The organism is Palleniella intestinalis, from assembly GCF_013166595.1.
Classification (GTDB): domain Bacteria; phylum Bacteroidota; class Bacteroidia; order Bacteroidales; family Bacteroidaceae; genus Prevotella; species Prevotella intestinalis.
This window is the reverse complement of record NZ_JABKKG010000003.1, coordinates 479,450-491,845: the sequence shown is the minus strand read 5'-3', so window position 1 is coordinate 491,845 and position 12,396 is coordinate 479,450. Positions and strand designations below refer to the sequence as shown.

The following is a 12,396-nucleotide window of genomic DNA, read 5'->3' as shown; positions in this document are numbered from 1 at the left end:
AAAAAAACTTGGTTGGGGAAAGAGGGTATAAAAGCTATTTGAGGAAAGAAAAAGGACTGTAAAAAAGTGAGTGTCGAATACGAAAATTTAACAGAAATTTAACGAGTGATAAATGTTTTTATGGTTTGGGCTGTCCTTTCGGGATAGGATGCAGGAGTGCAAAAACACTTGTCAAGGAATTTCTTACTACTACTGAAAATCAATATTATATACAGTCCAAGAAACAAGCCGGGTACAATAACTCCCAGAAAACAACTTAAAGATGGTGAAAAGGGTTCGATTATTTCAGTTTTCTGACTATCTCCCTGCAACCCTTTTCGATGGCTTTGAAGCAGGTGTAATATACCTGTGCTGACTGATAGTGAGGATCCGGGAGGTCTGAAGATTCTCCGAAACAGATGTCGTTGAATAATGCGATACGATTCCAGTGTGATGGATCCAATAACCGCATCACTTCGGTCTTATGTTGCCTTGTCATAACAATGATTCGGTCGGCTGCATTAACCAATTCCGCAGTTATCATCACTGCCTTACTACCCATCGAATATCCATGCTCCGCCGCTATTTGACACATGATTCCTTCACGTTCTTGCCCGTATGGGACATCTGTTCCACATGATAGAATCTCAATGTCTTCAAGGCTTGTTTCCTGAATCATTTTTCTCAATATGACCTCGGCAACTGCCGAGCGGCTTGCATTACCGGTACACACAAATACAATCTTCATTGGAGCGGATTTATTTATAAAATGAATATGTTACATTCCCGCCGGATTAACTTTTTGTTTTGAGCAATTGACAAGGAGGGAAGCCACTATGAAAAATATTCCCGTGCATACTACCCCTGTCCAACTGAAATGCTCCCAAGACAAGCCTGCGACAAAAGTCCCAACTGAACCGCCAAGAAAATAGACTGTCATATAGACTGTGTTTATCCTATTTATGGCTGAATCGTCCAATGCAACCACGCTGGCTTGATTTGACAGATGCACACACTGCATCCCGGCATCAATCAACAGAATAGCTATGATTATCCACAAATAGCTGTTATCTCCATACAGTGCAATTATCCATGTCAATAACATCAGGCAAGCTCCTATGACTGAAAAGAATCTCACCCCGTATTTCGGGATATAGCCGCTGATGAACACCACCGTCGAGGCTCCGGCTAATCCGCATAGACCGAGTATGCCGATAATGTTGTCACTTGCAAAGAACGGAGCCTGTTTCAATCGGAATGCAAGGCAGCTCCACAATGCAAAGAATGAAGCGTATGCCAATGATGCCCTTAATGATGCGACACGAAGATAAGAGTATTTTGCAAACAACCGCAGTAATGATTTCAAAAGATTTAAATATGTGTCCTGTCTGAGAGGCGGTAATGACGGCAACATTCGATGAATCATTACGAAACAGCCAAGCATAAAGAAACTTGCCACGAAATAAACAGAACGCCAGCCCCATGTGTCAGCCAATAATCCACTGAAGACACGAGACCCCAGAATGCCGATGAGAAGACAGGATTGGATGATACCCACGTTGCGGACTTTGTGTACGGGAGAAGAATTATAGGATACCAACGGGATGAAGAATTGCGGCATAACGGATGACGCACCTGCGAAAAAAGATGCTATCCATATGCAATATATATTTGGTGAAACCGCTATTGAAAGCAATGCACATGCCGAAATAATGTAGTTTGCCAATATAAGTTTCTTTCTTGACAGCAAGTCACCAAGTGGAATGACAAACAGAAGTCCTGCCATATATCCAATCTGGGTCAATGTCGCCACAATACTGGCTGAAAAGTCAGTCACATTAAAAGCTCTTGCCATACTTCCCAATAATGGCTGATTGTAGTAGCAATTCGCCACCGAAAGTCCGGTGGCGATTGCCATAAGAGCGAGCAAGGGAGTTGGAATACCTTGATTTTGTTTCAATTCATATCTCATGAGCCTATTGTTACTATGATGAGACTGCCTTCAATCCAATCAAAGACAAAATGAGGGTGACTAAAAAGAAAATTCTTATGGGAGCCGTAGATTCCTTGAAAAAGATTATTCCGACCAAGACAGTGCCTACCGCCCCAATTCCGGTCCAAACGGCATAGGCCGTGCCCAAGGGTAAGGTTCGGACTGCTTTTGCAAGGAGTGCCATACTCAAGACCGTGGAAGCGAGAAATCCACTTCCCCACAGATAGTATTCAAAACCGGAGGCAGACCTTGCTTTACCTAAACAGAATGTCAGGCTTACCTCAAATAATCCAGCCAATAATAATATTATCCAATTCATATCTGTATTTTTTAAATCGGATGCAAAATTAGCTAAAACATAGCGCGCAACTTTTTACATATGGCAAAAACGGTTTTATCATATGTAAAAATCAGTTCTGCCATCCTGATTCTGCCGGATATTTAGTAATTTTGCAAATAAATCGGAACCTATAAATTATGGATATAAAGCAGATAATCACCCAACGATATGCGATGCCTGAGTCATCTCTAAGCCGATTAAAGGAATGTCTGTCGGAAGTTTCATATCCTAAGGGATACCGGGTGTTGGAGAATGGGAAAATTGAAAAAGACATCTTTTTCATAAAGAAGGGAATTGTCCGTGCCTTTACTTTAATGGACGGGAAGGACATTACATTTTGGATTGGTAAGGAAGGAGCAACCATAGTTTCCATGAAGGGATATGTGAACGAAGAACCCGGCTATGAAACCATGGAGCTGATGGAAGACTCAATCTTGTATGTATTATCACGAAAAAAATTACAGGATTTATTTTTGCAGGACTTACATATTGCTAATTGGGGACGGCGATATGCTGAGATGGAATTGCTTGCTGCCGAAGAAAGGTTGATTTCCATGCTTTCTGTCATCGCCTCGGAGCGTTACAGCGAACTGCTGAAGAATAATCCGGATTTGCTGCAACGCTTACCTCTCGGAAGCATAGCTACTTATTTAGGTATTACACAAACAAGTCTGAGCCGGATTAGGGCAAAGGTAAAATAACTTCGAGCAACCAGTCAATGCATAACTGTTAGAAGCATTGTTTGTTATGAAATCGAAATATACAATTCCCAACCACTGTTTGGGAATGTGAACATTGAAAACGGGATTACAAACTTATCCCGCCTCGCCCCCTATCAATCTTCCAGTCATACCGACCTTCCGCGACATCGCCAACCTCGTTGAGTGTATGGCGATGTTTTATTTCATCAAAGGGTTGTCGGTGTTCCGCATAGTCACAGAGCCATGTGCCGACCGCTTTCTGCTGCTCGGTGGTCTCACCGTAGCTCTGCATCACGCTCTTGATGTCGGCGGCTTCGGAGGGAGAGAAGATTGACTTGTGCTGCTCCGTGGCGAAATGGATAATCGCTTCAATGGCTCGCCTGAACACCTCGCTTGCCTTGTAGAGAGTATCAGCGATGATGTTCAGAATATCCCGGCTCGCTTTCAGCGCACCCTGTAACCGCTCTATGGTCTTGTCCTTCTCTGCCGTTGCCCGGCTCACCGCCATGCTGACGCGGTGCTGCTCCCCGGTCATCTGCTCCCGGAGCTGCCGCAGAGCCGTGTCCCTCTCGGATTCATAAGTGTCAGCGATTGCCATGGCACTGTCGCGCTCCAGTTCGACCGTCCGCTTCGCCTCGGTCAGTGCCTTTGTCCGCTTCGCCACCTCTTTCCTGACTTCATCGGGGAAAGAATCTTTGATATGCTCGTTCTCGGCTTTCAGTCTCTCGTTCTCCTGCTCGATGGCTGCGTACTTGCCCTTGCCGAAAAGGTTGGCGATGCCGGACTTTATGCTGTCCGTGTTCTCCCTGTCAACCTCTCTCGCGCGTTCTTCCTTTTCGGCGATTTCGCTGTCAAGTTCCTCGCTGCGCCGCTGCTTCTCCTCGTTTCCGATCTGGAGTTTTTCATGTTCAGATTTGGCATTGTCCGTTTCTCGGATCGCGGCATCCCTGTCGGATTCGGCTGCTTCCTTTTCCGCTTTTGCTTGTTCCGCTTCCTGTTTCTGCTTGGCGATGATGAAGTCAGCGCGTTCAAGATGCTCCTTTCCCGTCTGCTCCTTTGAGCTGCCCCTTTCCATGTCAAGACACTCAGCCAAAAGCGTCTGCATGTCGCTCATGGCTTTCTCGTCCAGCTTGCAGGATTTCCCAGTGTCGTGGTTCATCCAGTCCCATACGATATGGGCGTGAAGATTGGGCTTCCATGTGGCGGTGTCATTCGGTACACTGTAATGCCCCTCGTCACGGTGGATGAAGATTTGCAGTGCTGTGATTCCCCACCGCTCCTTGCACACCTCGCAGAAACGGCGCAACTGCTCCAACGTGGTATCATCCTTGATTACCACGACACCCTCCTTGAGCGGAGTGCTGCCACGCACGACGGTCACCTTCCCGGTCTTCTTGTTCACACGCTCTCGTTCTTTGGTCTGCATCGCCCGACCTGTCTTTTCCTTTACCATCGCGGCTATCTGATTGTAGCGTTCCGACAGCGAAGTGCCGCCGAAATCAGGTGCTACCCATGTCTCGTTTGCCGCCATGAGGTCAGTGCGGACATAGAACTTTTCCTTGCCGATATGTGCGAGGTATTCCGCTGTCCGCCTGTTGTGCGCCTCGCTGCTTCCGATGTTGCAGGGCTTGATGTTGACTGATGTCTTCTGTGCCATAGGCATGATGATGTTTACAGATTTACAATAGGGAAAGGGTTATTAGGGCGGAGCCTTAATCGGAGGGTGCAGGGAGAGGGTCACTTCCTGCTCGGGGTTCTCAGGGGTCGAGACCACTGAGCGGAGTTTCCAAAGAGAGGGTCACTCTTTGGTCAGGGGTGTTGGGGGCTGACAGCCTCCGACCGGGTTCTTAGGGCAGAGCCATAAGTGGGACGGGGCAAAGCCCAGCCCCTCGGGAGAGCCCACAACTACGGAAGCGAAGCGTGTAGTTATAGTGGGCTATATCTGGGCAAGCCCAGTCAGTCACCCCACGACAACGGAGTACCGCTCAAAACCGCGCCCTGCGCTCCCCGACCTGCCGAGCCTATGCCGGAGTAACCTCGCCGCCATCCGTGCCGTCCTGCGCCTCGCTGTGGCTCCCTGCGCCGATGCCGCCGGATGCCATGTCGCCACTGTCTGTGATATGCCGATTTGCGGCTGTGTCCGCCATGAACATATCGGACGGCGGATTGTGGCAGTCGCCGTCATGCACATCGGCTGACGGATTGGAACTGTCTGACAAAAGAAGGGAAGAAGAAAGGGATGCCGCGCCTGTCGCCAGGGTGTCCGTTTCCTTCCCTCTTGTGTGGCAGTCAACGGCTGCGCCTCCCGGTTCATCCCCTGACGGCAGACTGTCGGAAACAGGTGTCCGCACATCGCCCGTCTGTCCTTTGGCGGCAGCCGAAGGTCTGACATAGTGGGGATTGGTGACAAGGACACCTCCGACATACCAGCCAGTGAGAAAATGCAGGGAATGAACGGAAGTGCGGTTGTTGGTCTTGGTGGTCAGCATACCGAGGCTGTTGAAGCTGTCGATGAGCTTGCCGACCGTCTTACGGTTGCAGTCCAAAAACTCCGCAAGCTCCACATCGGAAGCCGCCACCTGTCCCACCTCCAGCACAATATCAATGCCCTTGATTTTATAAGCGGTTCTTGTCCGCACAGCACCGTTCATCAGTCGGTAGAGGCACTTTTGCCTGAGAGGGGAAAACCTGCCTTCCAAAAGGAAATCCCACTGTCCGGCTGAGAGGATGGTGCAGTAGTGTATGGCCTGTATCTCGTTGCTCATGGTCTGTGACATTATGGTGCTACTGCGGACATCCGGCTGTTGCCGTCCGTCAACGCTCCCGGCTTGCGCTTCTTGCCGTTGCGCAGTTCCTCAAGCCGTCTTTCAATCTCGCTCTCGCTGGCTACTCCCGATGTGCCTCCTTGTTTGATCCAAGCTATGACTTCATCCTCGAAGAAGTAGAGTTTGTTACCCCGCTTGTGGTATGGAATACGTTTGTCGGATGTCATGGCATAGATGGTTGACGCGGATTTCCCGAGTAGCTTTGCAACATCGTTCAAAGTAAGCAAGGTGTGTGCCTCGCCATGCTGCGAGGGTGCGTCACACAGGAATTTCTCCACACGTTCAGTGAGCAATCCCACCTTTTCAATCAGCATGGAAACCGCCTGCGGCAGTTGGTCGAATGTTATGTTGTTCATATTATATATGTGTCGGTTTTCATTTGAGTGTAATCTGTTCGGATGCCTTGCGCTTGAGGTCGTTCACCACATCGGCATAGACCTGTGTCGTGCCGACATTGCTGTGCGTGAGCATCTTTGAAATGGTATAAAGGTCTGTTCCCGCGGCAAGCTGAAGGGTCGCGTATGTGTGCCTGAACCCGTGGAACGTGATGTGCTTGGTGATTCCGGCAGACTTGATCCAGTCCTTGAGATAGAGGGGAAGGATTGTCTTCGTCAGCCCCTTGAACACCTGCCCCTCGTCGCGCTCGCCGCACAGCGCGAGTGCTTCATCCGACAGCGGCAGCACGGCTTCCGTCTTGGTTTTCTTGGTGACGATGTGCATGCACCAGCCGCCGTCAGCTCCTCTTATGATGTTCTCCCATTGCAGACGGATGATGTCGCTGATGCGAAGTCCCGTAAGGCATGAGAACAGTGCGGCACTCCGTATAACAGGTTTTTCGCAGGGAGTGGCGGCAAGCATCCTGACCTCTTCAAGTGTCAGAAACTCGCGTTTCGTGCTTGACTCCTTGGCGTGCTTGAGCCGTGGGGCGATGTTCTCCTTGATGCGTTTCTCCTCGTATGCGATGCGGAGGACGCATTTCAGCTTGTTGAGGTTGTTGTTGGCGGTGGAAGCCATCATCTTGCCCTTGGTTGGAGTTGTGAGCGACAGCAGATAGGTGAGAAATCCCTGGCAGAAGTCAAGCGTCAGATTGTCGAAGGTGCAGCTTCCGCCGCAATACTTCTCGAAGTGCTTGTAAGCGGTGTTCCAGTTACGGTAATTGTCATCGTCCGCCATCTTGGAACGGAAATACTCAAGAAAACTCTCCTTGCCGCGGTTGCGGTCGAGAAATCCGTATTCCTCGTTGATGATGGCTTCGGTTCTGCGGCATTTGACAAGCTCGGCATTGCGGAGCATGGTCTTGTTGAACTCAGCCTCGAATTTGTCTTTCGGGTCGGCATAGATGTATATTCCCAGATACTCCCGTCTTGTCGGCTTGCCTGTCTTGGGATGCCGTATAGCCGGGTAGAAGTCAAGGTAAAGTGACACCTGACCGTTCTTGATGGGTCGCTTCCTTACAGTTACTTTCGTGCAGATGTTTGTCATATCGGTTGTGATTTTTAATTGTTGTCTGATTCATTGTCCGGCTCTCGCTTGGCTTTCGTGCTTGCACTCTTGCGTTCCGACACCTTCCGTGCCTCGTCCCAGTCAGCCTTGAGATAGTACAAGCGGTTGCCGTGGATGCGCTTCGTCCTTACCCCGTGGGTGAGCGCAAACCTGCGGACTTGGGTCTTGCCCAGCCCGAACAGGCGCATGATGTCGAAACAGGAATACCAGTGCTCCGACAGGTTGCTTCCCAGCCGTTCCGCTTCCTGCGCCATAGCCTTGTCAACCTCGGCTTTCGGGAAGCACTTGGTGGCGTTGGCTTTGACACAGGGTATCGAGTAGCGCATACGGAGATTGTAAAATCGCCCGTAGGTATAATTGTATTTCTGGCATATCTCAGCCATCGTATAAAGGTCGCCTCCGGCACTCTCATTGTCCGTGAACGTGTCGCGCACGGACTGCTTGTAGTTAGCCGCCGGAATGAGCTGCCGTTTCGGGCTGCCCTTCGCTTTCTTCTTTCCCTCCTTTTGGGAAAGGTCTATTTCAGTGTTCGTTGTATCTTCGTTCATCTTCTTTTTAGTCTTTTTGCCCTGCCTTGCGAAGATAGACACGCTCCGCTTGCAGTAGGTTGTCTCCCGAATCATCAGGAAGAAATCCTCCCTGGTGATGATTGTGATGTGGTATGTCAGTCTGCAAGCCCGGAGAGTACCTTTGTAAATGAGGTTATACACAGTCCGGCTGCTCACTTGCAGGATGTCCGCCACTTCCCCGATGGTGAGGAAAGGCTTGTCGGTCATGCCCCAGCCGTAGTCGGGCTGACCTGTTAAATTGTGTTTAATTTGACGGTCCATTATCGAAGAAATTTGTTGCACGCTCTTGAAAGCTGTTGCACGCTGCTGAAAGAAAGTCGTGCCGTGTGACCCCTCTCGCGTGGTACAATCGCGGTACAAAAATACTCCGAAAAGGACGAATCGCCAACAGGCGAAAATCTCGTTTGTTAAAATCTATTAGCTGAAAATCAAGGTATTATAACGCCGATTTTTGCAGCCGTTTGTCGCCGTTTTGCCCTCCGAAACTCCATGTGGAACGACTTGCCACTACCCGAAGGACCAAGACAGAAGAAATTGGAGTTGTCCGTAATCTTGTTCTTTCCTTCTTTACCACTGATGTCGATAGCCACTGGTACACCCTGACGGTCTGTGTAGTAAATCTTCAACGGCGTTTCCTCGCTATGCTGAATACGCTCCTTATACATGAGACAAGCAGCTGCATCGCTGAGAGTTAGGAAACGGTCGTAATCAGGATTGGTGGAGTAGCAATTACCTGGGAATGAGTTGACGAATAGTTCCAACTGGTTGTAGGCTCTTTTGCTGATATGTATGCCCAAGCGTCCAAAGGAGTTCTCCAAATGGTTGGTACACTTCTGAATATCAGCGTCGATAGATACTCCTACAACAAGGTTGAAGTGAGCATAAATCAACTGCTTGTTCTCTCTTGCAATCACATCCTGCACCTTCTTGATGTCCTCCACGGCAATCTGGTTGCTTGGGTTGGGCATACTGGCATGACGGTTCTTCTTTTTGTCGAGCATTGACAGTTCTCTCTTCTGGTTTGGCAAGAAGAACATCTGGTTATAGACTACCACATCGGCAGAAGGTATGCTGTCAACCAATGATACCATGTCTACTGGCATGGCAACATTGTTCACCTCGATGTTGGTGAAAGGACGAACAATAGACGGTGTATTGACACAATCCACGTCTACAAGGCTATAGACCTTGCAACGCTTGTTTCCCATGCAGATGGACTCTTCGTCAACCTTGAAGTTGGTCATAGACACAATCTTGTCGTTGAAATTCATAGAGAAATAGCGGTCAACGTATTCACGTGCCGTATTGCCATCAAGGTACGACGCTTCTACGCCAGAGTCTTTTAACTGGTCTTTGACCTTGCGAACCTTCACCATAAAGTCGCGCCATTTCTTGCTATCAAAAGAGAAAAGACGGCTTTTCTTGTTCTCCTGAGTGATAATCAGATAGGTCTGACTGTCCGTATAGGAGCGTCCGTTGAAGTACTTGAAGTATGACTCAGACAAAAACTCATGGTTGTCGTTGCTTTCGTCCTTGAACAGCTTGCGCACAAAAACATCCTGCTTATGAATGGCATAGCCTTCACCAAGTGTCTGGGCAAGTGCGGTAATAAGATGGTTGAACTCATAATAGCTATCAATGTTTGCAGAATACTTCTGTACCGGATTCTCCATTTTCAAAATAGCTGAGTATTCACCTGTCTTGGTATAGAGCACGCCAATGCCATCCACATCTTCAATAGAGAAGTAGATGTCTTGAAAGACTTTCTTACGTTTGCCTCCAGTACCAAAGGCTGAAACTGAAATAGCCATACCAATGAGTATTGCTACAAATGCTATGATTACGTATGAGATCATTTTTTCTTATTCTTCTTGTTATGTTTCTTGGGCTTCTTGTTTTGGGCTACGAAATATTCTTCAGAACCTTCCAAGGATTCTGTTATCATATCGTAGAACGTATACCAACGCTTCTCAAACTCCTGATGGTCGAAATAAGAGCGATGTACGATTGGGTATGGATCATTCTTATCGTCATGGTTTTCTGAAAGTAAATTGTTAATGTCCTCGATTATGAACTCTCTCATATCATCGAGTATCTGTTTTTGTCCTTTCTTCGAGTAGTTACTGAACCCACGAATATGTTTTTCTTCATCTTCTTCTACGAAGAGAAAAACAGTATGAAGAAGTTTGCCGGTGCCTATTTCATGGAAGCATACAAAGATGACCTCATTGGCTTGGGCAATGGAAACCAAGAACTCTGATGGCATCATCACATATCGAGCACCGATTTCTGTATTTATAACGATTGTCAAATCTTTCATTTTGATAAGTATAAATAAAGGTAGGCCCATCCTTGCGAGAGGGTGAGCCTACCGATTAACACTATTCAGATTTCAACACACTTGCTCATTTGTTTACATTTGAATTTTGTTTGATTACATTCTATGCGAACAAGCATAGATGAACACACCATGCTCCTCCTTCTTTGTGTGCAATCCCTTCTTCTGTTTGAAGAAGATAAGGGCAGCTCCAGAGCTGAGAGAAACAGCAAGAACCACGAGACCTACTACAAAACCAAGGATGCAATATGCTATGATAAAGCCGAGAATGGCTCCACCAACGGCACATGCTGCCCAGGTGATGTAACGTCCCTGGAACCCCATAAATTCAAGTGGCTTTTGGAGACCCTTAAACATAGGATAGCTTACATATTGATTTTCGTTTACTTCTACTGACATGATGTATTCCTAATGCTTGAACCATAGATTAGAGACCGAAGAACAAAGGCAGAGCCTGAGCTGCAGCAACAAGGAAGATACATGCGCCTACAACCATCATAATCTTCTTCTTGACATCCTGCTCCTCATTGTTCATGGCGATGTAAACGCTGATAGCGCCCACTACGGCAACAACACCAGCAATGGCGTAACAGAGTTTAACGACGAATGGAATGTACTTGGCGATTTCTTCCGTCACGGTTGCAAGGGCATCTGTACCAGCGGTATAGTCACCTGCTGCGTTTTGAGCATAGGTCGCCAAGGTCCCACAGAGAAGGAGCATTGCGAGCGTCTTCATGCGCTTGGCTTTGAATAAGTTCTTTGCGAAAAATTTGATTTTCTTCATTTGCGTTCTTTTGATGTTTACTTGAAATTTTACATACGTTTATCTCTCCTGCAGGTTGAGATGTTTTGTTATCCTAATCTTTTTACCTTATACTATGTTGTAACCGAAGAATGCAGGGAACAAGATTGTCGCACCTATCATAAAAAGGCAAGCACCAATGAGCATCATGATGGATTTGGTTACATCACCTTCGCCAGTATTCATCTTTATATAGATTTGTAAAGCTCCGATAATGGCTACTATTGCTGCGATGGCATATACTAGATAGACAATATAGAGCATCATTGTAACCGTAAAATCATGAGCATAGCTCAGTGCGTCTGCTCCCCAGCTGTAATCGACACCGCCACACTTGGCAGATGCCAACATTGGCTGGAAGAGCATGGCACATGTTAGCATTATGGCAAACAAATGATTCTTTTTACAATTTATCTCTGGCATTCTTCTTTTCTATTTTTCGGGTGTTGTGCTTATCGTTGAGACTTTGCATGAACTCATCTGAATAGAAACTGTATTGATGGGCAGGGTCTATATGCTCCATCATTTCATCATTCCTCTCATTGAGTTCTTCGCTGGTCGTTGATGGTGACTGTTCTGTCATTGTTGGTTCTTCGGTAAAAGAAAAGTGGGGAGCTATATTCCTAGTTGGGTTAACAACCCTTAGCCCATCGTCTGTGATTTGTTCGGTAAAGGTCATATCACCTTCGTCAGAATTGTCGTTGCTCTCTTCGATTGCAACAGGCTGTTCCTCGTTGGTCATATCACCGACATCATAGGTTTCTTCTTCCGAATTCTTTTCATCCTTCTTACCATGTAGGTCTAATGTGATCATTACTGCAAAGTAGACCACATAGACAAAGGTGAGGACGAGTACAAAAATTACAAATCCTGACATTTTCAATCTGATATTTATTTATTATCCTTTAATTATTATCATACTCAGAATCAGTCTCCAAAAGGTAGGAGATTTTCCCAAAGCATTGCAAAGGAACAGACTTTTATATGATTGACGAAAAAACATACAGAAAACCAGTTCAGTCTTAACACAGATTATGAAAGAAGTATGATAATCTTTCAATAATCATACTATAAAGTTTCGGAATAGTGGTAATAAGGTTGATGGCAACATAGCATTATGAAGCATGATTACCCTGTCTTCGTTTGAGTCATTCTACGAAGAAACACGGAGGTGTGAAAAGTCATAATGCAATAATGTTATCCTCAAAGGAGGATGGTAACATCATTTGCTCATTCATGAGAAAATATTTGAAATTAGATTGCAAAGTATATGTAAATCCATAAAATCAAATAATTGTCGAGTGCTTTTCATTGAAAAGGTTTGGTTAATTAAGTTATTATATGTA

General features: G+C 46.7%; 15 protein-coding genes and 1 pseudogene. 2 read left to right on the top strand and 14 right to left on the bottom strand.

The window, feature by feature from the left end:
- Positions 1-280: 280 nt before the first annotated feature.
- Genes HPS57_RS06650 through HPS57_RS06640 form a run of 3 tightly spaced genes read right to left on the bottom strand, consistent with a single transcriptional unit; the run spans position 281 to position 2,291 of the window.
- On the bottom strand, positions 281-727 hold the full coding sequence (locus HPS57_RS06650) for an arsenate reductase/protein-tyrosine-phosphatase family protein (RefSeq protein WP_172181386.1): 447 nt from the start codon (positions 725-727) through the stop codon (positions 281-283).
- 30 nt (positions 728-757) lie between these two features.
- Entirely contained in the window at positions 758-1,951 is a 1,194-nt protein-coding gene (locus HPS57_RS06645; RefSeq protein WP_172181384.1) for an MFS transporter, read from the bottom strand.
- Between the two features lie 13 nt (positions 1,952-1,964).
- Complete coding sequence (locus HPS57_RS06640) at positions 1,965-2,291, bottom strand: DMT family transporter (protein ID WP_016563534.1); 327 nt, start codon at positions 2,289-2,291, stop codon at positions 1,965-1,967.
- Positions 2,292-2,449: 158 nt separating this feature from the next.
- Between HPS57_RS06640 and HPS57_RS06635 the strand changes: the two genes are divergently transcribed.
- Positions 2,450-3,013, top strand: coding sequence for a Crp/Fnr family transcriptional regulator (locus tag HPS57_RS06635; protein ID WP_016563535.1), 564 nt, complete (start codon positions 2,450-2,452; stop codon positions 3,011-3,013).
- 106 nt (positions 3,014-3,119) lie between these two features.
- On the opposite strand, the gene HPS57_RS06630 is transcribed toward HPS57_RS06635, so the two are convergent.
- From HPS57_RS06630 to HPS57_RS06600, 7 genes and pseudogenes are all read right to left on the bottom strand, one after another.
- A complete protein-coding gene (locus tag HPS57_RS06630; RefSeq protein WP_172181382.1) occupies positions 3,120-4,670 on the bottom strand; it encodes a coiled-coil domain-containing protein in 1,551 nt (516 codons plus the stop codon).
- Between the two features lie 364 nt (positions 4,671-5,034).
- Positions 5,035-5,790, bottom strand: a complete 756-nt coding sequence (locus tag HPS57_RS06625; protein WP_172181380.1) for a hypothetical protein — start codon at positions 5,788-5,790, stop codon at positions 5,035-5,037.
- Positions 5,790-6,194 carry a helix-turn-helix domain-containing protein gene (locus HPS57_RS06620; protein WP_172181378.1) on the bottom strand — a complete coding sequence of 135 codons (405 nt, stop codon included), beginning with the start codon at positions 6,192-6,194 and terminating at the stop codon, positions 5,790-5,792. Before HPS57_RS06620 ends, HPS57_RS06625 begins: the two co-directional genes overlap by 1 nt.
- Before the next feature lie 19 nt (positions 6,195-6,213).
- Positions 6,214-7,320, bottom strand: coding sequence for a site-specific integrase (locus HPS57_RS06615; RefSeq protein ID WP_172181376.1), 1,107 nt, complete (start codon positions 7,318-7,320; stop codon positions 6,214-6,216).
- A gap of 14 nt (positions 7,321-7,334) precedes the next feature.
- Positions 7,335-8,171, bottom strand: a complete 837-nt coding sequence (locus HPS57_RS06610; RefSeq protein ID WP_172179815.1) for a helix-turn-helix domain-containing protein — start codon at positions 8,169-8,171, stop codon at positions 7,335-7,337.
- Between the two features lie 227 nt (positions 8,172-8,398).
- Positions 8,399-9,766, bottom strand: a pseudogene (locus HPS57_RS06605) (TraG/VirB4 family ATPase); the annotation flags it as partial.
- Positions 9,763-9,993, bottom strand: a complete 231-nt coding sequence (locus HPS57_RS06600) for a hypothetical protein (RefSeq protein ID WP_172181372.1) — start codon at positions 9,991-9,993, stop codon at positions 9,763-9,765. The gene HPS57_RS06600 and the pseudogene HPS57_RS06605, both read right to left, overlap by 4 nt.
- A gap of 54 nt (positions 9,994-10,047) precedes the next feature.
- On the opposite strand from HPS57_RS06600, the gene HPS57_RS14430 reads away from it, so the two are divergent.
- Entirely contained in the window at positions 10,048-10,170 is a 123-nt protein-coding gene (locus HPS57_RS14430; RefSeq protein ID WP_256378278.1) for a hypothetical protein, read from the top strand.
- A gap of 174 nt (positions 10,171-10,344) precedes the next feature.
- On the opposite strand, the gene HPS57_RS06595 is transcribed toward HPS57_RS14430, so the two are convergent.
- The 4 genes from HPS57_RS06595 to HPS57_RS06580 all read right to left on the bottom strand — a co-directional run bounded on the left by HPS57_RS06595 (position 10,345) and on the right by HPS57_RS06580 (position 11,927).
- Positions 10,345-10,647 (bottom strand): DUF4133 domain-containing protein, encoded by a 303-nt coding sequence (locus tag HPS57_RS06595; protein ID WP_072066805.1) that lies wholly within the window; start codon positions 10,645-10,647, stop codon positions 10,345-10,347.
- 28 nt (positions 10,648-10,675) lie between these two features.
- Complete coding sequence (locus tag HPS57_RS06590) at positions 10,676-11,032, bottom strand: DUF4134 domain-containing protein (protein ID WP_172181370.1); 357 nt, start codon at positions 11,030-11,032, stop codon at positions 10,676-10,678.
- Between the two features lie 87 nt (positions 11,033-11,119).
- Positions 11,120-11,431: a DUF4134 domain-containing protein gene (locus HPS57_RS06585; protein ID WP_172181432.1), complete on the bottom strand. Its 312-nt coding sequence runs from the start codon at positions 11,429-11,431 to the stop codon at positions 11,120-11,122.
- 22 nt (positions 11,432-11,453) lie between these two features.
- A complete protein-coding gene (locus HPS57_RS06580) occupies positions 11,454-11,927 on the bottom strand; it encodes a hypothetical protein (protein ID WP_172181368.1) in 474 nt (157 codons plus the stop codon).
- Between the last annotated feature and the right edge of the window lie 469 nt (positions 11,928-12,396).

What these genes read in the sequence shown, in the direction of transcription:
- HPS57_RS06650 (WP_172181386.1), bottom strand. Translation starts at nt 727, where the DNA reads ATGAAGATTGTATTTGTGTGTACCGGTAATGCAAGCCGCTCGGCAGTT.
- HPS57_RS06645 (WP_172181384.1), bottom strand. Translation starts at nt 1,951, where the DNA reads ATGAGATATGAATTGAAACAAAATCAAGGTATTCCAACTCCCTTGCTC.
- HPS57_RS06640 (WP_016563534.1), bottom strand. Translation starts at nt 2,291, where the DNA reads ATGAATTGGATAATATTATTATTGGCTGGATTATTTGAGGTAAGCCTG.
- HPS57_RS06635 (WP_016563535.1), top strand. Translation starts at nt 2,450, where the DNA reads ATGGATATAAAGCAGATAATCACCCAACGATATGCGATGCCTGAGTCA.
- HPS57_RS06630 (WP_172181382.1), bottom strand. Translation starts at nt 4,670, where the DNA reads ATGGCACAGAAGACATCAGTCAACATCAAGCCCTGCAACATCGGAAGC.
- HPS57_RS06625 (WP_172181380.1), bottom strand. Translation starts at nt 5,790, where the DNA reads ATGTCACAGACCATGAGCAACGAGATACAGGCCATACACTACTGCACC.
- HPS57_RS06620 (WP_172181378.1), bottom strand. Translation starts at nt 6,194, where the DNA reads ATGAACAACATAACATTCGACCAACTGCCGCAGGCGGTTTCCATGCTG.
- HPS57_RS06615 (WP_172181376.1), bottom strand. Translation starts at nt 7,320, where the DNA reads ATGACAAACATCTGCACGAAAGTAACTGTAAGGAAGCGACCCATCAAG.
- HPS57_RS06610 (WP_172179815.1), bottom strand. Translation starts at nt 8,171, where the DNA reads ATGGACCGTCAAATTAAACACAATTTAACAGGTCAGCCCGACTACGGC.
- HPS57_RS06600 (WP_172181372.1), bottom strand. Translation starts at nt 9,993, where the DNA reads ATGAGAGAGTTCATAATCGAGGACATTAACAATTTACTTTCAGAAAAC.
- HPS57_RS14430 (WP_256378278.1), top strand. Translation starts at nt 10,048, where the DNA reads ATGTTTTTCTTCATCTTCTTCTACGAAGAGAAAAACAGTATGAAGAAG.
- HPS57_RS06595 (WP_072066805.1), bottom strand. Translation starts at nt 10,647, where the DNA reads ATGTCAGTAGAAGTAAACGAAAATCAATATGTAAGCTATCCTATGTTT.
- HPS57_RS06590 (WP_172181370.1), bottom strand. Translation starts at nt 11,032, where the DNA reads ATGAAGAAAATCAAATTTTTCGCAAAGAACTTATTCAAAGCCAAGCGC.
- HPS57_RS06585 (WP_172181432.1), bottom strand. Translation starts at nt 11,431, where the DNA reads ATGCTAACATGTGCCATGCTCTTCCAGCCAATGTTGGCATCTGCCAAG.
- HPS57_RS06580 (WP_172181368.1), bottom strand. Translation starts at nt 11,927, where the DNA reads ATGTCAGGATTTGTAATTTTTGTACTCGTCCTCACCTTTGTCTATGTG.